Annotated in this window: 18 protein-coding genes; 12 read left to right on the top strand and 6 right to left on the bottom strand. The window is 66.2% G+C overall.

The window, feature by feature from the left end:
- Position 1: 1 nt before the first annotated feature.
- The gene (gene ubiM / locus QE389_RS02160; RefSeq protein ID WP_307364212.1) at positions 2 to 1183 is read right to left on the bottom strand and encodes a 5-demethoxyubiquinol-8 5-hydroxylase UbiM; all 1182 of its coding nucleotides are present in this window, start codon (positions 1181 to 1183) and stop codon (positions 2 to 4) included.
- 49 nt (positions 1184 to 1232) lie between these two features.
- Positions 1233 to 2177, bottom strand: a complete 945-nt coding sequence (locus QE389_RS02155; RefSeq protein ID WP_307364210.1) for a glycerophosphodiester phosphodiesterase family protein — start codon at positions 2175 to 2177, stop codon at positions 1233 to 1235.
- 128 nt (positions 2178 to 2305) lie between these two features.
- On the opposite strand from QE389_RS02155, the gene plsY reads away from it, so the two are divergent.
- Both plsY and dprA read left to right on the top strand, forming a co-directional pair.
- A complete protein-coding gene (plsY, locus tag QE389_RS02150; RefSeq protein WP_307364208.1) occupies positions 2306 to 2944 on the top strand; it encodes a glycerol-3-phosphate 1-O-acyltransferase PlsY in 639 nt (212 codons plus the stop codon).
- Complete coding sequence (dprA, locus tag QE389_RS02145) at positions 2941 to 4017, top strand: DNA-processing protein DprA (protein WP_307364206.1); 1077 nt, start codon at positions 2941 to 2943, stop codon at positions 4015 to 4017. The genes plsY and dprA overlap by 4 nt, the downstream gene beginning before the upstream one ends.
- Here dprA and QE389_RS02140 read toward each other — a convergent pair.
- Positions 4014 to 4139: a hypothetical protein gene (locus QE389_RS02140; RefSeq protein ID WP_307364204.1), complete on the bottom strand. Its 126-nt coding sequence runs from the start codon at positions 4137 to 4139 to the stop codon at positions 4014 to 4016. The genes dprA and QE389_RS02140 overlap by 4 nt on opposite strands.
- Positions 4140 to 4362: 223 nt before the next feature.
- Here QE389_RS02140 and topA point away from each other — a divergent pair, with 223 nt between their 5' ends.
- Positions 4363 to 6975 (top strand): type I DNA topoisomerase, encoded by a 2613-nt coding sequence (gene topA / locus QE389_RS02135; protein WP_307364202.1) that lies wholly within the window; start codon positions 4363 to 4365, stop codon positions 6973 to 6975.
- A gap of 9 nt (positions 6976 to 6984) precedes the next feature.
- Here topA and QE389_RS02130 read toward each other — a convergent pair whose 3' ends face one another.
- Complete coding sequence (locus tag QE389_RS02130) at positions 6985 to 7884, bottom strand: enoyl-CoA hydratase-related protein (protein WP_307364200.1); 900 nt, start codon at positions 7882 to 7884, stop codon at positions 6985 to 6987.
- A 50-nt stretch (positions 7885 to 7934) separates the two neighbouring features.
- Positions 7935 to 9527 (bottom strand): carboxyl transferase domain-containing protein, encoded by a 1593-nt coding sequence (locus QE389_RS02125; RefSeq protein WP_307364198.1) that lies wholly within the window; start codon positions 9525 to 9527, stop codon positions 7935 to 7937.
- Positions 9528 to 9861: 334 nt separating this feature from the next.
- On the opposite strand from QE389_RS02125, the gene mgtE reads away from it, so the two are divergent.
- The 9 genes from mgtE to alr all read left to right on the top strand — a co-directional run bounded on the left by mgtE (position 9862) and on the right by alr (position 21477).
- A complete protein-coding gene (mgtE, locus tag QE389_RS02120; protein WP_307364195.1) occupies positions 9862 to 11229 on the top strand; it encodes a magnesium transporter in 1368 nt (455 codons plus the stop codon).
- A gap of 191 nt (positions 11230 to 11420) precedes the next feature.
- Positions 11421 to 11807, top strand: coding sequence for a 30S ribosomal protein S6 (gene rpsF / locus QE389_RS02115; protein WP_307368861.1), 387 nt, complete (start codon positions 11421 to 11423; stop codon positions 11805 to 11807).
- A 12-nt stretch (positions 11808 to 11819) separates the two neighbouring features.
- Positions 11820 to 12098: a 30S ribosomal protein S18 gene (gene rpsR, locus QE389_RS02110; RefSeq protein ID WP_054766014.1), complete on the top strand. Its 279-nt coding sequence runs from the start codon at positions 11820 to 11822 to the stop codon at positions 12096 to 12098.
- A gap of 1 nt (position 12099) precedes the next feature.
- Complete coding sequence (gene rplI, locus QE389_RS02105) at positions 12100 to 12684, top strand: 50S ribosomal protein L9 (RefSeq protein WP_307364193.1); 585 nt, start codon at positions 12100 to 12102, stop codon at positions 12682 to 12684.
- A gap of 392 nt (positions 12685 to 13076) precedes the next feature.
- On the top strand, positions 13077 to 15512 hold the full coding sequence (locus QE389_RS02100; RefSeq protein ID WP_307364191.1) for a TonB-dependent siderophore receptor: 2436 nt from the start codon (positions 13077 to 13079) through the stop codon (positions 15510 to 15512).
- A gap of 307 nt (positions 15513 to 15819) precedes the next feature.
- Positions 15820 to 18276: a TonB-dependent siderophore receptor gene (locus QE389_RS02095; RefSeq protein ID WP_307364189.1), complete on the top strand. Its 2457-nt coding sequence runs from the start codon at positions 15820 to 15822 to the stop codon at positions 18274 to 18276.
- Positions 18277 to 18430: 154 nt separating this feature from the next.
- Positions 18431 to 18799: a hypothetical protein gene (locus QE389_RS02090; RefSeq protein WP_307364188.1), complete on the top strand. Its 369-nt coding sequence runs from the start codon at positions 18431 to 18433 to the stop codon at positions 18797 to 18799.
- A 108-nt stretch (positions 18800 to 18907) separates the two neighbouring features.
- Positions 18908 to 20398, top strand: a complete 1491-nt coding sequence (locus QE389_RS02085) for a replicative DNA helicase (protein WP_307364186.1) — start codon at positions 18908 to 18910, stop codon at positions 20396 to 20398.
- A 41-nt stretch (positions 20399 to 20439) separates the two neighbouring features.
- Positions 20440 to 21477 carry an alanine racemase gene (alr, locus tag QE389_RS02080; protein WP_307364184.1) on the top strand — a complete coding sequence of 346 codons (1038 nt, stop codon included), beginning with the start codon at positions 20440 to 20442 and terminating at the stop codon, positions 21475 to 21477.
- Here the strand turns inward: alr and QE389_RS02075 are convergent.
- The gene (locus QE389_RS02075) at positions 21471 to 22103 is read right to left on the bottom strand and encodes a Yip1 family protein (protein WP_307364182.1); all 633 of its coding nucleotides are present in this window, start codon (positions 22101 to 22103) and stop codon (positions 21471 to 21473) included. The two genes, alr and QE389_RS02075, sit on opposite strands and share 7 nt — an antisense overlap.
- Positions 22104 to 22232: the final 129 nt, after the last annotated feature.

Genomic DNA, 22232 nt, shown 5'->3' with positions numbered 1-22232 from the left:
GTCACGCCGTCAGCATTCGCTTCACCACCGCCTTGAACGGCGCGGTCGCCTGACCGACGCGCAGCATGGCGCCGCGCGCCAGTCGGGCCGGCGGCGTTTCCTGGGTGAACAGCCGCACGAGCGCGTTCGTGCCTTGATACAGCGGCCAACTGGCCAGCCGATGCGCGTGTTGATAGCGCGCCAGCCGCCGCCCCGACCCAATGTCCGAGCCTCGCGCCCCGCGCACCACCCTGGCCAAGGTCTCCTGACCCCGCAGACCCAGATTGAAGCCATGGGCGGTGACGGGGTGCATCCCCACCGCCGCATCGCCGATCAGGGCGAAACCTTCGCCCGCGAACCGATGACTCCAGGTCGTGGCCAGCGGATAGGCGTGGCGCGTCCCGACCAGCTCCAGCCCGGTCAATCGTCCCTTCAACCGCCGCTCCATGACCGTCGCAAAGCCCTCGGGCGATTGGGCCATCAGGTCCGCGACGGCCAGCGTCGCCAGGGTCATCACGACCGAAGACACCCGCTCATCAGGGTCCGAAACGGGCAACAGGGCGATGGTCTGGCCGTGGTCGAACCATTCGGTCGCCACATGGCCGTGCGGCTGGTCGTGCCGCATCCGGCACACCATCATCGAACGCCCCAGCCGATTGATCTCGGCCCCCACGCCCAGCCGGTCGCGCATGAAGGAAAAGCGGGAATCCGCCGCCACGATCAGATCGGCCCGGATCGTCGTCCCGTCGTCCAGCGTCAAACGGCCGCGCGGCCTGTCAGGCGCAATCCGACAGTCGGCCACCCGTCGTCCGGTCATCAGGTCGACGCACGCCTGACCTTCGACGACTTCGAACAAGGCGCGACGGATCAGGTGATTGGGGATCAGCACCCCCAGCCGATCCGCATCCACCGCGCCAAAGGTCAGGGCGAAGGGCGAGCCGCCGTCCAGCACCCGCGCCCGGCGCAGGTCCGCGATGTGATCCGCCGGTATTTGGCCCCAGACGCCCATCGTCTTCAACAGGCGCATCGAATGATGCGTCAGGGCGATTTCTCGCCCGTCGAACGCCGGGTCGCGCAGGTCTGCCTCTGCCTGCCCCTCGATCAGGGCGACCGACAGGCCCGCCCCCTCCAGCGACCGCACGAAGGCCAGGCCCGCCGGCCCCGCGCCCACGACGGCGATGTCGAATGTCAAATCCTGGCTCATCGCCTGCTCCTGCCCGATCCCAAGGGCGTCGCCCTTGATGCAGCGCAAATCAGCGCGGGCGCGGACAGGTCCCGGCCTTGGCGATCTCGGTCCCCAGCACAGACTTGACCGCCATCGGGGTGTCGGTGGCGATGACCGTCACGCCCTGGCGCACCAGATCGCGATATTCCGACACGTCGCCGTCGGCCGCATAGCGGTCGTCGCGCCTTATGCCTTGCGCCCCCAGTGTGCCGAACTGAACCTCCACCCCCGCCTCGCGCAGCGCACGCCACAGCGCCGGCCGCTCCTCGCGCGTGCCGGTCCAGGCCAGGATTTGGGATGCGTTCAACCCGGCAAGATCGCTCACGCCGCCCAGCCCGGCCGAGATCATCATCTCGGGCGCCAGGGCCGCCACCGCCCGCGCATCCGCATCATTGTAGGTGATCAGGATCACCCGATCCTGCGCGCCCGACCGCCGCACCTGGGCGATCACCGCACGGGCCAGATCGACGGTCATGTCGCCCTCTGCGGGCTTCAGGTCGATGCTGGCGATGGCGCCCACCCGCCCTGCGGCGTCCAGCGCCTCGGCCAGGGTCGGGGGCGCCGCGCGCGTCAGGGCGCCGTTCGACGCCTTCAGCCGCGCCTGTCTCACCTGGGCCAGCGTCAGGTCCGCGACCCGGCCACGCCCCGTCGTCGTCCGCTCCATCGTGTCGTCGTGCATCAGCACCAGATGCCGGTCCTTGGTCAGGACGGCGTCCAGTTCCAGGATCGCATCGGGGATCGCCCGGCCGGTCGCCTCGATGGCGGCGATGGAGTTCTCCGGCTGATCCGACGCCGACACGGCCCGGTGCGCCGAGATCGCGGCCCCGCCGTCGCGCACGCAGTCGAAATAGGCCGCCAGCGCAGGCGGGCCCGAGGGCGCCGACACCGTCTGAGGCGCGGCGACACAGCCTGCCGAGACCGCCAGCGTCGACAGCGCGGACATCAGGACAACGGGACGGAAAGCGGCGCGCATGCAGGAACTCCCAATTCGGGCCGCGACATGAGGCGACCGCCGTTGGCGGGTCAAGAGGTCGGATCGCCCTTGCCCGGCGTCGCGCGCCGACGCATTTTGCCCGGACACGACGCGGGGAGCGAATCAAAGTGCAGGATCTTGTCGGCCCCGCGATCGGGACCTTGGCGCTGGTCGCGCTCGGCGGCTACCTGCTCGGCTCCATTCCATTCGGCGTCGTCATCACTCGCGCTGCAGGCGCCGGCGACGTGCGCAACATAGGCTCTGGCAACATCGGCGCGACCAATGTGCTGAGGATGGGCCGCAAGGACCTGGCCCTGGCCACCCTGCTGCTGGACGCGGGCAAGGGCGCTGCCGCCCTGCTGATGGCTCGGCATCTGTTCCACAGCGAACTGGCCGGCGCCATCGCCGGCGGCGCGGCCTTTCTCGGCCATCTGTTTCCGGTCTGGCTGGGCTTCAAGGGCGGCAAGGGGGTGGCCACCTTCTATGGGCTGCTGCTGGCGGCGGCCTGGCCGCTGGGTCTGATGGCCGGGGCGATCTGGCTGCTCTGCGCCTTCGCCTTCCGCTATTCGTCGCTGGCGGCGCTGATTTCGTCCGCGACCGCGCCGCTTCTGGCCTTGGCGCCGCTGGCCGCCGTCGGCCTTCCGGTGGAACCGCCGATTCTGTTCCTGACCGTCTTCGCCGCCCTCCTGATCTGGATACGGCATCATCAGAACATCACCCGTCTTCTGAAGGGCGAAGAACCGCGCATCGGGGCCAAGAAGGCGTGACCCTTGACCCGGCCGAACGGTTCGCGCGACTGCGGCTGGCTCGCACCGACCGCATCGGCCCCGTCGCCTTCACCCAGCTTCTGACACGCTACGGCTCGGCCGGACGCGCCCTGGCCGCCCTGCCCGGTCTGATCCGCAAATCGGGCGCAGCGTCGGTTCCGCCCCCTATGGAGGCGGTCGAGCGGGAGTTGGCGGCGGGAGAGAAGATCGACGCACGGCTGCTGGTTCTGGGCGAGGCTGACTATCCGGCCATGCTGGCGGCGCTGGACCCGCCGCCGCCGATCCTTTGGACCCGAGGGCGCATCGACCTGCTGAACCGCCCGGCCGTCGCCGTGGTCGGCGCCAGAATCGCCTCGGCCGGCGGACAGCGCATCGCGCGCGGTCTGGCTCAGCAGTTGGGACAGGCAGGGCATGTCGTCGTCTCGGGTCTGGCGCGCGGCATCGACGCCGCCGCGCACGAAGGCGCCATGACCACGGGCACCGTCGCCGTTCTGGGCGGCGGGGTTGACGATATCTATCCGGCCGAACACGCCGATCTCTACGCCCGCATCGCCGATCAGGGCTGTGTGGTGTCCGAAAGCCCGGTCGGCGCCCGCGCCCAGGCCCGGGACTTCCCTCGCCGAAACCGCATCATCTCGGGCCTGGCGCGCGGCGTGGTCGTGGTGGAGGCCGAAATCCGATCCGGCTCCCTGATCACGGCCCGGCTGGCGGGCGAACAGGGACGCGACGTCTTCGCCGTGCCAGGTTCGCCGCTCGACCCCCGCGCGCGCGGGCCGAACGAACTGCTGCGCCAGGGTGCCATCCTGTGCGAGGGAATCGAGGACATCGAGCGCGCCTTCGAAACCCTGCGGACCCTGCGCGCCCCTGCCCCGCCGCCGCTGGTGTTCGACGAGGACGCCGCCGACCCGGCCTTCCTGGACCGCGTCGCCGCCTTGCTGTCGCCCACGCCGACGCCACGCGACGAGATCGCCCGAGCGCTGAACGCGCCCGTCGGCCGTGTCGCCGCCGCCCTTCTGGAACTGAGTCTGACCAACCGGGCCGAACTGCTGCCGGGCGGCCTGGCCTCGTCCTAACCCTGCTGCTGGTTTTGGCTCAGACCTTGCGGCCCTGCGGCGATCTCGGCGGCCTGATCCAGTTGACGGGCCAGGCGTTCGTCGCCGTCGCCCCGCGCCATCCGCGCGAGTTCCAACGCCATGGCGCCAATGTACTCCCGCGTCAGAAACGCCCCCCGCTTTCTAGGCGGCGGCTGGCTGGCCTCTGACTTGGTCGATCGCACCATCTGAACTCTCCTTGGATAAAGACAATCTAGACGAGCAGGTCGGAATATTTCAACTACCTTTGCGTGTCCTTTTCAGCCGACGATTGACACACGGCCTCGCTCCAACCACGTTCGCGCCCCTTCCCGAGACCGGACCGATATGAACCTCGTCATCGTCGAGAGCCCCGCAAAGGCCAAGACCATCAACAAATATCTCGGCTCGGACTACGAGGTCCTGGCCTCCTACGGCCACGTCCGCGACCTGCCGTCCAAGGACGGCTCGGTCCTGCCCGACGACGACTTCTCCATGCACTGGGAGGCCGACGCCAAGGGCGCCAAACGGCTGTCCGAAATCGCCGAAGCGGCAAAGCGCGCCGACCGCGTCATCCTGGCGACCGACCCCGACCGCGAAGGCGAAGCGATCAGCTGGCACGTCCTGGAAGTGCTGAACAAGAAGAAGGCGCTGAAGGACACCGAGGTCCAGCGCGTCACCTTCAACGCCATCACCAAGTCCGCCGTGCTGGAGGCGATGGCCAATCCGCGCCAGCTGGATATGGAGCTGGTCGAGGCGTATCTGGCGCGGCGCGCGCTGGACTATCTGGTGGGCTTCACCCTGTCGCCGGTGCTGTGGCGCAAGCTGCCGGGCGCCCGCTCGGCCGGGCGGGTGCAGTCGGTCGCCCTTCGCATCGTCGTCGATCGCGAGATGGAGATCGAGAAGTTCAGGCCGCAGGAATACTGGTCCATCGAGGCCGACCTCACGGCCGACAGCCCGCCCTTCACCGCCCGCCTGGTCAAACACGCCGGCAAGCGCGTCCAGCGCCTGGACATCAAGGACGAGGCCACCGCCTCAGCCGCCCGCGCCGCCATCCAGGCCGGCGATTTCACAATCAACTCGGTCGAGAAAAAGCCCGTCCGCCGCAACCCGGCGCCGCCCTTCACCACCTCCACCCTGCAGCAGGAGGCGGCGCGCAAGCTGGGCTTCACCGCCCAACGCACCATGCAGGCGGCGCAGAAACTGTATGAAGGCGTGGATGAGACCGGCGGCCTGATCACCTATATGCGGACGGACGGCGTCTCGGTCAGCCCCGAGGGCCTGGCCCAGGCGCGTGAGGTCATCGGAAAGGAATACGGCCCAGCCTACGTCCCGGCCGAGCCTCGCTATTACAAGGTCAAGGCCAAGAACGCCCAAGAGGCGCACGAGGCGATCCGACCGACCAACATCGCGCGCCATCCCGATTCCGTCCGTTTGGAATCGGATTTGCAACGTCTGTACGATCTGATCTGGAAGCGGATGGTCGCCTCGCAGATGGAGGCCGCGCGGCTGGATCGCACCACGGTCGACATCGAGACCTCGGACGGCCAGACGGGTCTTCGCGCCACCGGCCAGGTCGTGACCTTCGACGGCTTCCTGGCCGTCTATGAGGAAGGCCGCGACGAGAAGCAGAAGGGCGCTGAAGGCGACGAGGGCGAGGACGACACCAGCCGCCTGCCCGCCTTGAAGGAGGGCGCCAAGGCCAAGGTCGACGCCATCCGCACTGACCAGCATTTCACCGAGCCGCCGCCGCGCTATTCGGAAGCCACCCTGGTCAAGAAGCTGGAAGAACTGGGCATCGGCCGTCCCTCGACCTACGCTTCGACCCTGTCGACCCTGCGCGACCGCGAATACGTCCGCGTCGACAAGAACCGTTTCTATCCCGAAGACAAGGGAAGGCTGGTCACGGCCTTCCTGGAGCAGTTCTTCAAGAAGTGGGTCGAATACGACTTCACCGCCGCGCTGGAGACCCAACTCGACGAGGTGTCGGCCGGTCAACTGGACTGGAAGGTGCTGCTGCGCCAGTTCTGGCAGGACTTCCATGCCGCGACCCAGGCTGCCGGGGAACTGCGGACCACCGCCATCCTCGACGCCCTGAACGAAAGCCTGGGCGCCCATATCTTCCCGGACAAGGGCGACGGCTCGGACCCGCGCGAATGCCCGCTGTGCCATCAGGGTCAGCTCAGCCTGAAGACCAGCCGCTTCGGCGCCTTCATCGGCTGCTCGCGCTATCCCGATTGCAAATACACCCGCCCCGTCGCCAGCCCGTCGGCCGAGGACGGCTCGGCGGAGAGCGGCGACCGCGAACTGGGGATCGATCCGGCGACGGGTCAGCCGGTCCAGCTCAAGATCGGCCGCTTCGGCCCCTATGTCGAAATCACCCCGCCGGATGGGGAGAAGCCCAAACGCTCGTCCCTGCCCAAAGGCTGGTCGCCGGCGTCGCTGGACCTGGACCGCGCGCTAAAGCTGCTGTCCCTGCCCCGTCAGGTGGGCGCCCACCCCGAGGACGGCAAGACGATCAGCGCCGGACTTGGGCGCTACGGCCCTTTCATCCTGCACGACGGAACCTACGCCAATGTGTCGGACATCGAAGAGGTGTTCGACATCGGCCTGAACCGCGCCGTGGCCCTATTGGCCGAAAAACGCGCCGGCGGAGCACGCGGACGGGGGGCGGCGGCCGCGCCGCTGAAGGATCTGGGCGCTCACCCGGAGACGGGCGAACCGATCCACGTCATGGCCGGCCGTTTCGGCCCCTATGTGAAGTCGGGCAAAATCAACGCAACCCTGCCTCGCGGCACGGCGCCGGAAGACCTGACGCTGGAGGCCGCCCTTCCCCTACTGGCGGCCAAGGCGGGCGCTGCGCCGAAGAAGAAAGCCCCGGCCAAGAAGGCGGCCGCAAAATCGACGGCCAAGAAGCCTGCGACGAAAAAGGCGGCCGCCAAGAAGACGACCGCCGAATAGGCCGAAGGCTCAGCCGACCCAGTTCGGCTTGCGCTTGTCCAGAAAGGCCCGCACGCCTTCCTGGCCCTCGGGCGAGACGCGGGCGCGGGCGATGCGGCGCGCCGTGTCATCCAGCAGGCCATTGTCGATCTTGTGCTGGGCGATGTCGTTGACCAGGCGCTTGGCGTCGCCCATGGCCCCCGGCGCATTCTCGGACAGGCTGTCGGTCAGCATGCCGATAAAGTCGTCCACCGATCCTTCGGGCAGGATCAGATCGATCAGGCCGATACGCGCCGCATAGTCGGCGTCGAAGACGTTGCCGGCGAGGAACAACTGACGCGCGCGCCGTGCGCCTATTGCCTCGATCACATAGGGAGCGATGGTCGCCGGGATCAGGCCCAGCTTGACCTCCGAAAAGGCGAAGCGCGCGCCCTCGACCGCCACGGCCATATCGCAGGCGGCGACGATGCCAACCCCGCCGCCCATGGCCGCCCCCTCGACCAAGGCGACCGTCAGGGCTGGAACGTCGTGCAACGCCTTGAGCATCCGGGCCAGACCCAGGGCGTCGTCGCGATTGTCGCTTTCGGACCAGTCGGCGGCGTCGCGCATCCAGCCCACGTCGGCCCCCGCGCTGAACATCCCCCCCGCGCCCCTAACGAAAACCGCCCGCACCTTGTCGGCGCCGTGCAGGGTCTCGAAGGCTTCGCGCAGAGCGGCGATGGTGGCCGCATCAAAGGCGTTCTTCTTCTCGGGCCGATTGACGGTGACGAAAACCACCCCATCCACGGTCGAATCGATCCGAACCAGGTCGTCGTTCGCATCTGGAGCCGGATCGGCGACCAGCGGATAGGCGATGCTGTTGATCTCGGCCGCCTCGGCGTCGGTCACGTCCAAGGCGTTGAGGTCGGCTTCGGTCGGTTGATCGGCCATGAGGGTCTCCAAACTGGGTGTCCGCTCACAACGAGGCGCGGACAAATAGGTTACATCCGGAACAGGCCGAAGGTCGTGTCCGGGATCGGGGCGTTCAAGCTGGTGCTGATGGCCAGGCCCAGCACCTCGCGCGTCTGGGCCGGGTCGATGACGCCGTCGTCCCACAGGCGGGCCGTGGCGTAATAGGGATTGCCCTCGTCCTCGTACTTCTGGCGGATCGGCGCCTTGAATGCCTCGGCGTCGTCGGCGCTCCAGGTTTCCGCGTCGCGGTGCACGGTGGCCAGAACGCTGGCGGCCTGTTCTCCACCCATCACCCCGATCCGGCTGTTGGGCCAGGTGAACAGGAAGCGCGGCGAATAGGCCCGACCGCACATGCCGTAATTGCCCGCGCCGAAACTACCCCCGATCAGAACGGTGAACTTGGGAACCTCGGCCGAGGCCACGGCCGTCACCAGTTTGGCCCCGTCCTTGGCGATGCCGCCCGCCTCGTACTTGCCGCCGACCATGAAGCCCGAGATATTCTGCAGGAACAGCAGCGGGATCTTGCGCTTGCAGGCTAGTTCGATGAAGTGCGCGCCCTTCTGGGCGCTCTCGGAAAAGATGACGCCGTTGTTGGCCAGGATGGCGACCGGATAGCCCCAGATGCGCGCGAACCCGCACACCAGGGTCGAGCCGTACAGGCTCTTGAACTCGTCAAACTCCGACCCGTCCACCAGCCGGGCGATGACCTCGCGCACATCATAGGGCGCGCGCACGTCGTCTGGGATCAGGCCGTACAGCTCCTCCGCGTCGAAGGCCGGCGCGCGCGGTTCGCGCACATCCATCTGGACGGCCTTGGTTGTGTTCAGATTGGCGACGATGGAGCGCACGATCTCCAGCGCGTGTTCGTCGTTCTCGGCCACATGATCGACCACGCCCGAACGTCGGCCGTGCGTCTCGGCCCCGCCCAGCTCCTCGGCCGAGATCACCTCCCCCGTCGCCGCCTTCACCAGCGGCGGCCCGGCCAGGAAGATGGCCCCCTGGTTCCTGACGATGATCGTCTCGTCCGACATGGCCGGCACATAGGCGCCGCCCGCGGTGGACAGGCCCATGACGCAGGCGATCTGCGCGATGCCCTTGGCGCTCATCCGGGCCTGGTTGAAGAAGATGCGGCCGAAATGGTCGCGGTCGGGAAACACCTCCGCCTGATGCGGCAGATTGGCCCCGCCGGAATCGACCAGATAGACGCACGGCAGGCGGTTCTGCTCTGCGATCTCCTGAGCCCGCAGGTGCTTCTTCACCGTCATCGGGAAATAGGCGCCGCCCTTCACCGTCGGATCGTTGACCACGATCATGACCTCGCGGCCGGAGACCCGGCCGATCCCGGCGATCACGCCCGCCGCCGGCGCCTCGCCGTCGTACATGTCGTGCGCGGCCAGTTGACCGATCTCCAGGAAGGGCGAACCCGGATCCAGCAGCCGTTCCACCCGATCGCGCGGCAATAGCTTGCCCCGCGCCGTATGCCGCTCGCGGGCCTTGTCGGAACCCCCGCGCGCGGCCCTGGCCACATGATCGCGCAGTTCGGCGACCAGCGCGCTGTTGTGCGCGTGCAGGGTCCTGTATTTTTGGCTCTGCGGATCGACCGCTGACGTCAGCTTCGGCATGGGCGAAGGTGTAAGCAGGTCTGGCCGCCGGGGAAAGCCCTTCGGCGTTCTCGCCCCTACCGACACTATCGCCGCAGCGCAAACGCGCACCCTGTCCGTATTTTGCGAACACCCGCCGAAACGCGCATTTTCGCGCCCGCGCCGACACGGCTTGACCCGTCCGTTCGACGGGTCCATTGCGGCTTCGCGTCGAATCGAGCGGCGCATCTACAGGACCCAACCCCATGCCAAGCGACAGTAGTCGATTGTCTTCGCCGTTTCGGCTGACGCTGGCCTGAACCCACGGGGTTTCTCGCCTGCGATCCGCCGCGACGGCGGTTCGAAAGGTGAGACCATGCAAAACATCCGCACCGCGCCCGGGGCGGTCGATCCGACGCTGTTCGTCAATCTGTTCGACGCGCACGCCGCCGACATTGTGACCCGGCTCAACGACCTGGAAGCCGAAACCGCAGCCGCCGTGCTGGCCCGTCTGCCGCTGGACCGCGCCGTCGATGCGTTCGACCGGCCGGAACTGGCCCGCGCCGGGCGCCTTCTGCAGGCCCTGCCGCAAGGTCGCGCCGGCGAAATCCTGACCGGAATGGCCGACGACCGGGCCGCCGACGTCCTGCGCCAACTGGACGATGCGGATCGTGCCGAACTGCTGCGTCGCGTCGATTTCGACAGCGCCTGGCCGTTGAAACGCCTTCTGGCCTATCGCAAGGGCTCTGCGGGCAGTCTGATGACGACCGAGTTCGTCAGCGTTCCCGAGACATTCACCGCAGCCGAAACCCTGCGCCACCTGCGCGAGGTGGAGCAGACCCGCGAGACCATCTACGCCATCCACGTCCTGGCCCCCGAGACCCGCGCCCTGCTTCAGGTCGTGACCCTGCGCCAGTTGATCGTCGGAGCGCCGGATCAGCCGATCCTGTCCCTGGCGCCGGAGCGGGCGCCGATCACCGTCCATGCCGACATGGACCAGGAAGAAGTCGCTCGCCTGATCTCGATCCACGACCTTCTGACCGTGCCGGTCGTCAACGACCGCGACCAAGTGCTGGGCATCGTCACGGTGGACGACGTGATCGACGCGATCCTGGCCGAAGGCAGCGAGGACGTTCAAAAGTTCGGCGGCGTCGAGGGCGCGGCCGAACCCTATCTGAAGACCAGCTTTCTGGGGATGTATCGCAAACGGGTCGGCTGGCTGGGCGCCCTGTTCATCGGCGAGATGCTGACCGCCAGCGCCATGCAGCACTATGAGGACGAACTGGCCAAGGCCGTGGTGCTGACCCTGTTCATTCCGCTGATCATGAGTTCGGGCGGAAACTCGGGATCACAGGCGACCTCGCTTCTGATCCGCGCCTTGGCCTTGGGTCAGATTCGCCTGCGCGACTGGTGGCGCGTGGCCTTCAAGGAGCTTCCCGTCGGCGTCGCCCTGGGCGCCAGCCTCGGCGTCATCGGCATGATCCGCATCGGAGCATGGCAGGGTCTGGGAATCTTCGACTACGGCGTCCATTGGCCGTTGATCGCCCTGACGGTGGCTCTGGGCCTTGTCGGCATCGTCACCTTCGGTTCGGTCGCCGGATCGATGCTGCCCTTCCTGCTGAAGCGGCTGGGTTTCGACCCCGCCAGCGCCTCGGCGCCTTTTGTAGCCACCTTGGTCGATGTCACCGGACTGGTGATCTATTTCAGCGTGGCCCTTCTGATTCTGCGCGGCACATTGCTTTAGGCTCGACGAAAAAGGGGCGCGGCTTGCCTCCTCGCCCCTTTTCCCCTATACGCGCCCGCTTTCCAGGGCTTCGGTCCTGCTGCGGAACACCAAAGGGTTGGACGTTCGGTCCGGCCGCCGCGCCAGGAGCCATCGTGGAGACCGACTTACCCGGTCGTTTCCGCGCCGACGCCCACAAGGGAGACTACCGCATGGCTCTTTACGAGCACACGGTCATGACGCGCCAGGACATCTCGGCGCAACAGGCCGAAGCGCTGAACGACACCATCAAGGATCTGATCGTCGCCGGTGGCGGTTCGGTCGCCAAGATCGAGTACTGGGGTCTGCGCAATCTGACGTACCGCGTGAAGAAGAACCGCAAGGCTCACTATTCGCTGCTGGCCGTCGACGCCCCTCCGGCCGCCATGGCCGAGGTCGAGCGTCAGCTGTCGATCAACGAAGACGTGCTGCGCTGGCTGACCGTCCGCGTCGAGGAACTCGACCTGGAACTGTCGCCCCTGCTGGCCCGCCGCGAGCGTGAACGCGAGCGTGAACGTGAACGTTCGCCGCGCGAAGACGCCGTCGCCGACGCCGAATAAGGAAACCGGAACATGACCGATACGACTGCCCCCACTCCGGGCGCCCCGGCCGGCTCCGGCTCCGCCGGCCGCCGCCCCTTCTATCGTCGCCGCAAGGTGTGCCCGTTCTCGGGCGCCAATGCGCCGAAGATCGACTACAAGGACGTGAAGCTGCTGCAGCGCTACGTTTCCGAACGCGGCAAGATCGTGCCTTCGCGCATCACCGCCGTCTCCCAGAAGAAGCAGCGCGAACTGGCCAAGGCCATCAAGCGCGCCCGCTATCTGGCCCTCCTGCCGTATGTGGTGAAGTAAGATGAAGGTCGTTCTGCTGGAACGCGTCGATAACCTCGGCGCCATCGGCGACGTCGTCACTGTCAAGGACGGCTTCGCCCGCAACTTCCTTCTGCCGCGCGACAAGGCCCGTCGGGCCACCGCCGCCAACCTTAAGGCCTTCGAACTCGACCGCGCCGCCATCGAGCAGCGCAACGAGAAGAACAAGGCCGACGCACAGAAGGTCGCCGACAAGATCGACGGCCAGACCTACGTCATGATCCGTCAGGCCGGCGAAACCGGCCAACTGTACGGTTCGGTCGCAGGCCGCGACGTCGCCGAAGCCATCCAGGCTGAAGGCGGCAAGGTCGAGCGTTCGCAAGTCGTCCTGAATACGGCGATCAAGACCTTGGGCGTTCACGAAGTGCCGGTTCGCCTGCACGCCGAAGTCCGCGCTGTGGTCAAGATCAACATCGCCCGTTCGGCCGATGAAGCTGAGCGTCAAGCCAAGGGCGAGGACGTGATCCGCAGCCAGTTCGACGACGAGCGCCAGGCCGCCGAGCAATCGGCCCAGGAGCTGATCGAAGGCGGCGCCGGCCAACAGGAAGGCTTCGGCGACGAAGCCTGATCCCTGCCCGGTCTTCGGACCGGACCGGCAAAGACATCAAGGGCGCGTTCCGCAGGGGACGCGCCCTTTTTGCTGTCCGTGAAGAGGCGGAAGATCGGCTGCGAACCAGCCGGTAGATAGATAATCTAACGCCTTGCATCAGGAAACATGGTCGCCGTCACTGATTGACCCGCCACGAGACGGCCCTGATATGGCCATGAAACCTGACGCCGTCGCCTGTCGATGGCAGGAGCCCGCCATGCCTCATGCACTAGACCCCGCAGTTTTTCTGCGCCGACACAGGCGATGTCGGCCTGCCGCCCTGTGCTGATCGAAGACCTCGAACACCCGATTACCCAAGACGGCGACCAAGCCGCACACGCGCCAAGACCAAGAAACAGGACTCTCTCCCCATGCGCCAATCCGCCTCCGCCCTGCTGATCACGGCTTCCGCCTTCGCTCTGATCGCCGCTACCCCCGCCCTCGCCCAACAACAGACCCAGGCCGACAGCGTCGATGACATCGTCGTCACCGGCACCCGCGTTCAAAACCGCTCGCGCCTCGACTCCGTCGCGCCTGTCGATGTCGTGACCGCCGAAACCCTGCAACAGCGCGGCTCGACCGAATTGGCCACGCAGTTGGCCGCCACGGTCCCCGCGCTGAACTTCCCCCGCCCCTCGGCGACCGACGGCACGGACTCCATCCGTCCCGCCACCCTGCGCGGCCAGGGGCCGGACCAGACCCTGGTTCTGGTCAATGGCGTGCGGCGTCACGCCACCGCCCTGGTCAATACCAACGGCTCGGTCGGGCGCGGATCGGCGGCCGTCGATCTGAACGCCATTCCCTCCACCGCCGTCGAACGGATCGAGGTCCTGCGCGACGGCGCGGCGGCCCAGTACGGTTCGGACGCCATCGCCGGCGTGTTGAACCTGCGTCTGCGCCAGGCGTCCAGCGGGGGCGGCGCCAGCGTCACCTATGGCGGCTACCGCACAGACTATACGGGCTACTACGGCGGCGGCCAGGATCTGAAGGACGGCGAGGCTCTGACGGTCGCCGGCTGGCAGGGCTTCAGCCTGGGCTCGGACGGCTTCCTGACGGCGTCGGTCGAATACCGCGACCGTGATCGCACGAACCGCAGCGACATCGACCCGCGCTTCAGCCCCGCGCAGGTTCGCGGCGGCCAGGGCGATCCCAAGTCCGAGGATCTCGCCGTCTATCTGAACGCCGGCAAGCCGCTGGCCAATGGATGGGACGCCTACGGCTGGGTCGGCTATCAGACCCGCGACGCCTCGGCGGCCGCCTTCTATCGCACGCCGACGGACAACGCCCAGAACCCCGCCTACACTTCGGGCCGCGTCTATCCGAACGGCTATCTGCCCTACATCCTGACCGACACCACCGACTGGACCGCGACCGGCGGCGTCAAGGGTCAGGCCGGCGGCTTCGACGTCGACATCAACCTCGGCTACGGCAGGAACAAGATCGATTTCAGCGTCGAGAACACCCTGAACCCGTCGCAGGGGCCGACCTCGCCGACCCAGTTCTACGCCGGCTCCCTGACCTACGATCAGCTAGTCTTTGGCATCGACGCCAGCCGCGGCTACGAGGTCGGCCTCTATGGCCCCTTGAACGTCGCCTTCGGCCTGGAGGCGCGCCGTGAGTCCTATCAGATAGGCGCCGGCGAGCCGGGCTCCTACCAACGCGGCACCTTTCTCAACATCGGCGGCACGGATCTGAACTGGGGATCGCGCGGCTTTACCGGTTTCACCCCGGCGAACGAGGTGGACAAGGATCGCAACAACGTCGGCGTCTATGTCGATCTGGAAGGCGAACTGGTCGAGAACTTCACCGCCTCGGCCGCTCTGCGCTACGAAAACTATTCCGACTTCGGCGACAATCTGTCGGGCAAGTTGGCGGCCCGCTACGACTTCACCCCGTCGTTCGCTGTGCGCGGCGCGATCTCGACCGGCTTCCGCGCGCCCAGCCTGCAGCAGCAGTACTTCACCCAGACGGCCATCCTCTACATCAACAACGTTCCATATGAGACCGGCACCTTCCCATCGGTCAGCCCGGTCGGCGTCGCCCTGGGCGGCACACCGCTGGAGGCCGAGACCTCGACCAACTATTCGCTGGGCCTGGTCTATCGGAAGGGTGCGTTCGAGCTGACGGCCGACGCCTATCGCATCGACATCAAGGACCGGATCATCCTGTCCGAGACCCTGACCGGCAGCGCCACTGCGGCGTCGGGCACCAACGCCCGCGCCATCTTCGACCTGCTGCAACCCTATGGCGCGACCGCCGCCCGCTTCTTCATCAATGGTGTCAATACGGAGACGACAGGGCTGGACGTGGTCGCCCGCTATCGTGTCCTGTCGGAGGTCGGATCGCTGGATTTCACCCTGGCGGCTAACGTCAACGACTTCGACGTGACCAAGACGCCCGAAACCCGCTCGGGCATCCTGCCCACGCCGGTCTCCTTGTTCGCGCGCCAGGCGACCCTGCGCTTCGAAGAAGGCACGCCCCCCTGGAAGACCGTGTTCCAGACCGACTTCACGCGCGACAAGCTGGGCGGCACCTTCCGCGTCACCGGCTATGGCGACGTCCTGGCGCCCGGTGCGACCGAGGCCACGGACCTGCAGTTGGGCGTCGGGGTCGTGGTGGACGTGGAAGCGCGTTATCAGCTTACTGATCGCCTGACCCTGGCCGTCGGCGCCGACAATGTGCTGGACGAATACCCGCGCCAGGTTCTGCGGGCCAACAACACTTCGGGGGCCTTCCCATTCTCCAACTTCTCTCCCTACGGCTTCAACGGCCGCTTCGTTTACGGCCGCATCGCCCTGAAGTGGTGAGCCTAGCCTAAGAGTAAGGACGACGAGGGGCGCACGCCGAAAGGTCGCGCCCCTTTTTCTTCGGCCAGCCGGGCTGCCCCTGTTATGACAAGTTTGCAACAAGAAAAGATCGTTGATCTCGGAGACGCGACCTGAACACGAAGTTTGCTTGACGACATGCCCCTAGGGGCCGCAGCCTTCGATGGCGGCCCGACATCCACGGATAGGCGCAATAATTTTGCGTCCCGTTTTCGGCCGAGGATGACGGCATGACGGCCTGTCGAGCATCCGATCACATGGCCGTCACGCATTCTACCGGGGATAATCAATGCAATTCGGACATGGCCGTGCGGTCCTCCTGGCCTTCGCCTCGACCACTGCTCTCTTCGCCGCCTCGTCGGCCTTCGCCCAGGCGACGCCTTCGTCTTCCGAGACCACTGAAGTGGGGGAGATCGTCGTCACCGGAACTCGCACCGTCGGCCGAAGCCGACTGGACACGATCGCACCTGTCGATGTCATCAGCGGGGAGACGCTGACCAAACAGGGCACGGGGACCGAACTGGCCGCTGCGCTTGCGGCAACGGCACCCTCGATCAACTTCCCGCGCCCGGCGATCTCGGATGGTTCGGACCATGTTCGCCCGGCGACGCTGCGCGGCTTGGCGCCCGACCAGACATTGGTGCTTCTCAACGGCCAGCGCGGCCACGTCGGCGCCCTGGTCAACGTCAACGGCAACATCGGCCGCGGTTCGACCGCCTTTGACCTGAACTCCATTCCCTCGATCAGCCTGGCGTCAGTGGAAGTGCTGCGCGACGGCGCATCGGCCCAGTACGGCGCCGACGCTATCGCAGGGGTTATCAACCTGCGTCTGCGGCAAGCTTCCAGCGGTGGCGGCGTCACCGCCAACTATGGCATCTATGACACCGATTTCGACACCGCGCGCGGCAGCCACAGCCGCCGGGACGGCGAACAGACCTCGGTGGCCGGCTGGGTCGGCCTGCCTCTGTTCGGCGACGGCTTCCTGACCTTGTCGGGCGAAGCGCAGAAGCGTCAGCCTACAAACCGATCCGACTACGCCGCACTTTCCGCCGTCAGCAACGGCAGTTCGAACACCGTCCTCGGCCGCTTCGGCGACCCCTATACCGAAGCCTATTCCGGCTATTTCAACGCCGGCAAGCCGCTGGCCGGCGAATGGGAAGCCTATGCCTTCGGCGGCTATCAGCACCGCAAGTCGGAATCGGCAGCGACGGCGCGCGCCTACAACAACTCCAACAACGTTACGGCCATCTATCCGAACGGCTTCCTGCCGATCATCGCCGCAGACATCGTCGACTATAATATCTACGGCGGTGCAAAGGGTCCGGCGCTGGGCTTCGACTGGGACGTTTCGGTTGGCTATGGCCGTAACGAACTGGACTATAATGTCCTCAACTCGCTGAACGCCTCATACGGCGCGGCGTCGCAGACCCAGTTCTACGCCGGGTCCTTGAGCTATGGCCAACTGACCGTCGACATCGACGCGCTCAAAAAGGTCGAGGTCAATCTCTATGAACCCCTGAACGTCGCCTTTGGCGTGGAATACCGCCGTGAAGACTTCAGCGTCGCGGAAGGCGAGCCGACGTCCTATAACAAGGGGCCAGTGGCGACCGGCGGGTCGGGTTCCCAGGGCTTCCCCGGCTTTGCACCGTCCAACGCCGTCGATGTCGATCGCCACAACGTCAGCGCTTATCTTGATCTGGAAGGTCGGTTCTCCGAGCAGTTCACCGTCGGGGTCGCCGGCCGCTACGAGGACTATTCCGACTTCGGCGACCAGTTCACCGGCAAGATGGCGATGCGCTACGATTTCACGCCCTCCTTCGCCCTGCGCGGCTCCATCTCGACAGGCTTCAAATCACCGGCCTTGCAGCAGCAGTATTTCAGCTATGTCGCCACCAATCTTGTGGCGACCCAGAGTGGTGTGGTGCTGCAACAGAACGGCACCTATCGGGTGAACGATCCGATCGCCATCGCCCTGGGCGCCAAGCCTTTGGAGCCTGAAACCTCGACCAACTATTCGGCCGGCGCGGTCTACCGCAACAGCGGGTTCGAGCTGACGCTCGACACCTATCGAATCGAGGTCGACAATCGGATCATCTATTCTGAAACCTTGGGCGTTTCGCGGCCCAGCCAACCCCCCGCATCGACGACGGCGATTCAGGCTCTTCTGGCGCCTTATGGCGTGACCGGCGCCCGCTTCTTCCTCAATGGCGTCAATACGGTCACGAGCGGGGTGGACGTCGTCGGGCGTTATCGAACGACTCAGAATTTCGGTCGTTTCGATTTCACTTTGGCCGGCAACTTCAACAAAACCGAGGTGACGCGAACGCCGCCTGTCCCCAGCAACCTGGCGATCGCCCCGGCCGGCGACTTCCTGTTTGATCGGTCTTCCAAATTGTCCTTCGAACAAGGAACGCCAGAGAAAAAGATCGTCGCCAGCGTCGACTGGTCTCTGGATGATTTCGGCGCGACCCTGCGGGGCACCAGCTATGACAGTGTGCTGGTCGCAAACAACAACGCGACACTGGACTACGAAACGGGGGACGCCGTACTGGTCGATATCGAGGGTCGCTACACCCTGCCCTTCGGCGTGTCTCTGGCCGTCGGCGTCAACAACCTGACCGACGAATATCCGAACGCCACCCCGACGAACGTCAATGGCGCCACCGGCTCGGTCGGTTTCCCCAGCTATTCGCCCTATGGCTTCAATGGCCGGTTCTTCTACGGACGTTTGAGCTACAGTTTCTGATCACAAGCGCAGCAGTCAACCTGCAAGGGGCGCTCTTCGGAGCGCCCCTTTTCCATTGGGAAATGGACCTATCCATAGGGACGGCGGATGACAGCGTTCATCAGCCATTCATACACCCAGCAACAAGCTGGGCCGTCCCAACAGAGATGTCCGCATGAAGACCAAAGTCGCTGTCCTCTCTGTCGTCGTCAGTCTCATGGCCTCCGCCGCCAGCGCCATGTCGGTACAGGAGTTCCTGACTACGACTGACCGTATTCCCCGCAACCCGACCGCTCTGTTGCGCTCCGATACCCGACGGCTGATGAACGAGATGAAGACGGCTTTCAAAACTGTCGGGGACGAACAGAAGGCCGCGCAGGTCGCGGGCCGCCGCCCCGCGACCTGCGTGCCTGCAGGAGCGCGCATCAGCTTATCCGCCGAGAACGTTCTGGCCCGTTTCAACGCCATCCCCCCGGCGCGGCGCAACACCAGCGTAACCCAGGCCGTCAGGGAATGGATGGCGCACGACTACCCCTGCGCCTGAACTGTCCATTGACGAATTTCCGTTCGCCCACAGGTCGGGCGAACTGTCCACGGCCCATGCGACGTCCCCGTCTGACGAAGGCGCGTGGGAGGGGTAAAGCGTTAATCGATGAACGCCTTCGCTCCCATGCCCTTCTCGTCCAGCCCGATGGATCCCGTCAGCGTCAACGCGATGCCGCACAATCTGGAGGCCGAACAGGCGCTCCTGGGCTCGCTGATGTTCGACAACGGCGTATTCGAGCGGTTGAGCGACCGGCTGCGCGGTTCGCATTTCTACGAGCCCTTCCACCAGCGCCTGTTCGACGCCATCGAGGATCATATCCGCCAGGGCATGCTGGCCGAGCCGACCATTCTGATGGAGCGGTTCAAGCAGGACCCGGCCTTCCAGGAGTTCGGCGGCCTGCGTTATCTGGCCGATCTGGTCGATCGCGCGCCGCCGGCGGCCAACGCCCCCGACTATGCGCGGGTCGTCTATGACCTGGCCCTGCGGCGCGACCTGATCCGCATCGGCGGCGAGATCATCAAGGAGGCGCCCAATCCGGAGACACCCGCCGACGAACAGATCGAACAGGCCGAACAGACCCTGTATTCCCTGGCCGAAACGGGCAAGCCGTCTTCGGGCTTCGTCAGCTTCTCCCACGCCCTGTCCGGCGCCGTGCAGATGGCGGCCGAAGCCTATCAACGCGAAGGCAAGCTGGCCGGCCTGGCCACCGGCCTGAACGATCTTGACCGAAAACTGGGCGGCCTGCACCCGTCCGACCTTCTGATCCTGGCCGGCCGTCCCTCGATGGGCAAGACGGCGCTGGCCACTAACATGGCCTTCAACGTGGCCCGCGCCTACCAGTGGGAGCCGACGCCCGAGGGACGCAAGACCGTCAACGGCGGGGTGGTCGCCTTCTACTCGCTGGAAATGAGCGCCGAGCAACTGGCGATGCGTATTCTGGCCGACGCCTCGGGCGTGTCGTCGGACAAGCTGCGCAAGGGCGAGATCGACGCCTCGGATTTCGGCAAGCTGCGCGACGCGGCGGTGGAGATCGGCGAGGCCCCCCTCTACATCGACGCCACCGGCGGTCTGTCCATCTCCAAGCTGGCCGCGCGGGCGCGACGGCTGAAACGGATGGAGCACGGGCTGGACCTGATCATCGTCGACTATCTGCAACTGGTGACGACCGGCGACGGGAACAGCCAGAAGAACCGCGTGCAGGAAGTCTCCGAGATCACCGGCGGCCTGAAGGCCCTGGCCAAGGAATTGAATCTCCCGATCATCGCCCTGTCGCAGTTGTCGCGTCAGGTCGAACAGCGCGACGACAAGCGGCCCCAACTGTCCGACCTGCGCGAATCCGGCTCGATCGAGCAGGATGCCGACTGCGTGATGTTCGTCTATCGCGAAAGCTACTATCTGGGCCGCGCCGAACCGCGCGAAGGCACAGAGGAACATCTGCAATGGCAGCAGGACATGGACCGTCTGCAGGGCCAGGCCGAGGTCGTCATCGGCAAGCAGCGCCACGGCCCCATCGGCATCGTCAAACTGGCCTTCGACGCCGACACCGTGCGCTTCGGCAACCTGGCCCACGGTTATGAAGAGGTCAGCTACGAATAGCGGCCTCTTCCATCATGTCAGACTTGGCGCATAAGGGGCGCATGCACAGCCCCGCCGTCCTCTCCGTCGATCTGAACGCCCTGGCCCGCAACTACCACACGCTGGGCAGGCAGATCGGCGCGCTTGTCCATCCGGTGGTCAAGGCCGACGGCTACGGTCTGGGAGCCGCCCCATGCGCCCAGCGTCTGATGGCCGAGGGGGCGCGAACCTTCTTCGTGGCGCGCGCGGCAGAGGGGGTGGCCCTGCGCACGGCTCTGGGGCCTGAGCCGATCATCTATGTGCTGGACGGATGCCACGGCGCGGTCGCGGCCGATTTCAAGGCCGCGGACGTGCGGCCGGTGCTGAACCAGCCCGCGCAGATGGCGGCCTGGGCGGGGGCGGGCGGCGGCGCCTGCGGCCTTCAGATCGACACCGGGATGAACCGCATCGGCTTCCGGCCAGAGGATGCGCCCGAGGCGTTCGAAGGGCTGGCCCTGGTCCTGACCCACTTGGCCTGCGCCGATGAACCGTCCAATCCGATGAACCGGCGACAGCGCGACCTGTTCGACGCCGTGACCCAGCGTTATCCTGGCGCCCTCAGGTCTTTCGCCAACTCCAGCGGTTGTTTCCTGGGCGCCGACTTCGCCTTCGATGCGGCCCGACCGGGCGTGGCCCTGTTCGGGGGCGGTCCCGAAGGCCGCCCGGACGAACGCATCGCCCCGGTCGCCGCCCTGCTGGCCGACGTGCTTCAAGTGCGCGAGGTTCCTGCGGGGGAGAGCGTAGGCTATTCGCGCGGCTTCGTCGCCGACCGGCCGGTGCGGGTCGCCACCGTGGCCACAGGCTACGCCGACGGCGTGCTGCGATCTTACAGCCCCCTCGGCGAAGCGTGGGTGGCGGGCGAAACCCGCCGCTTGCTGGGCCGGGTGTCCATGGACGTCTGCGCTGTGGATGTGACGGGACTGGACGTCGCGGTCGGGGACAAGGTCGAACTGTTCGGCCCCAACCGCCCCCTCGACGCGGCGGCGGCGGCGGCGGGGACCATCAGCTACGAGCTTTTGACCTCGATCACCCCCCGCGTGCCGCGCATCTATCGTCAGTAGCCGCTGGTAAACGCGGCGAGACCGGCGGTCGAAACCACGAAGGCCATGGCCACAGCGCTCACGATGGCCAGGGCGATGAAGCCCAGCACCAGGCCGGCGATCAGGACCACGATGTAATAGACGACCTTCTTGTCTTCCGTGACCTTCATCAGGATCGGCAGACCGAAGAACAGCAGCACCAGGCTGTAGATCGCGCCGACCAGGGCGATCACGCCGCCCAGCCCCGGAATCAGATTGGCGATTCCCGCCACCCAGACAGCGGTGTGGGAGTAGACGGCCAGCTTCTGCGCCTGAATCGGGTTGGGCGTGCCGCCGAAGCTGGAGGCCAGGGTGTTGATGACCAGCCCGAGGATGAACACGCCCGCCAGCGCCAGCCCATAGGACAGCACCGCCAGGACCAGGGCGCTGATGATCGAGGCATGCCCGAAGGCGACGCCGGCGACCAGGGTCGCGATCGGTCCGATTGCGGCCAGGATCATGGCGTAGCGGGTGTAAAGGCTGTTCGTCGTGGCGAACTCGCGGTCTATGTCCTGCCATTCGGCCTTGGGCTGCGTCAGTATGCCTTTGACGCGGGCGACAAGGGCCGGATCGACAGCGGGCTGGGACGAGGAAACAGGATCGGTCATCGGTGACGCCTTGTCTGACGGGTTTGATGCATCTTGACGAAGTACTGACTTCGCACCGCTGTCTGGCATGAACCCGGTGCGACATACGCTCAACGCCGTCGCTACGGCAAAGGTTGCCACCTCGACCTC

This window comes from Brevundimonas sp. SORGH_AS_0993, from assembly GCF_030818545.1.
Classification (GTDB): Bacteria; Pseudomonadota; Alphaproteobacteria; order Caulobacterales; family Caulobacteraceae; genus Brevundimonas.
Note: the sequence above shows the minus strand (reverse complement) of the source record. Positions and strands in the feature narration are given on the sequence as shown.

Coding starts and splice junctions, on each gene's coding strand:
- ubiM (WP_307364212.1), bottom strand. CDS start 1,183: ATGAGCCAGGATTTGACATTCGACATCGCCGTCGTGGGCGCGGGGCCG.
- QE389_RS02155 (WP_307364210.1), bottom strand. CDS start 2,177: ATGCGCGCCGCTTTCCGTCCCGTTGTCCTGATGTCCGCGCTGTCGACG.
- QE389_RS02140 (WP_307364204.1), bottom strand. CDS start 4,139: ATGGCGTTGGAACTCGCGCGGATGGCGCGGGGCGACGGCGACGAACGC.
- topA (WP_307364202.1), top strand. CDS start 4,363: ATGAACCTCGTCATCGTCGAGAGCCCCGCAAAGGCCAAGACCATCAAC.
- QE389_RS02130 (WP_307364200.1), bottom strand. CDS start 7,884: ATGGCCGATCAACCGACCGAAGCCGACCTCAACGCCTTGGACGTGACC.
- QE389_RS02125 (WP_307364198.1), bottom strand. CDS start 9,527: ATGCCGAAGCTGACGTCAGCGGTCGATCCGCAGAGCCAAAAATACAGG.
- mgtE (WP_307364195.1), top strand. CDS start 9,862: ATGCAAAACATCCGCACCGCGCCCGGGGCGGTCGATCCGACGCTGTTC.
- rpsF (WP_307368861.1), top strand. CDS start 11,421: ATGGCTCTTTACGAGCACACGGTCATGACGCGCCAGGACATCTCGGCG.
- rpsR (WP_054766014.1), top strand. CDS start 11,820: ATGACCGATACGACTGCCCCCACTCCGGGCGCCCCGGCCGGCTCCGGC.
- rplI (WP_307364193.1), top strand. CDS start 12,100: ATGAAGGTCGTTCTGCTGGAACGCGTCGATAACCTCGGCGCCATCGGC.
- QE389_RS02100 (WP_307364191.1), top strand. CDS start 13,077: ATGCGCCAATCCGCCTCCGCCCTGCTGATCACGGCTTCCGCCTTCGCT.
- QE389_RS02095 (WP_307364189.1), top strand. CDS start 15,820: ATGCAATTCGGACATGGCCGTGCGGTCCTCCTGGCCTTCGCCTCGACC.
- QE389_RS02090 (WP_307364188.1), top strand. CDS start 18,431: ATGAAGACCAAAGTCGCTGTCCTCTCTGTCGTCGTCAGTCTCATGGCC.
- QE389_RS02085 (WP_307364186.1), top strand. CDS start 18,908: ATGAACGCCTTCGCTCCCATGCCCTTCTCGTCCAGCCCGATGGATCCC.
- alr (WP_307364184.1), top strand. CDS start 20,440: ATGCACAGCCCCGCCGTCCTCTCCGTCGATCTGAACGCCCTGGCCCGC.
- QE389_RS02075 (WP_307364182.1), bottom strand. CDS start 22,103: ATGACCGATCCTGTTTCCTCGTCCCAGCCCGCTGTCGATCCGGCCCTT.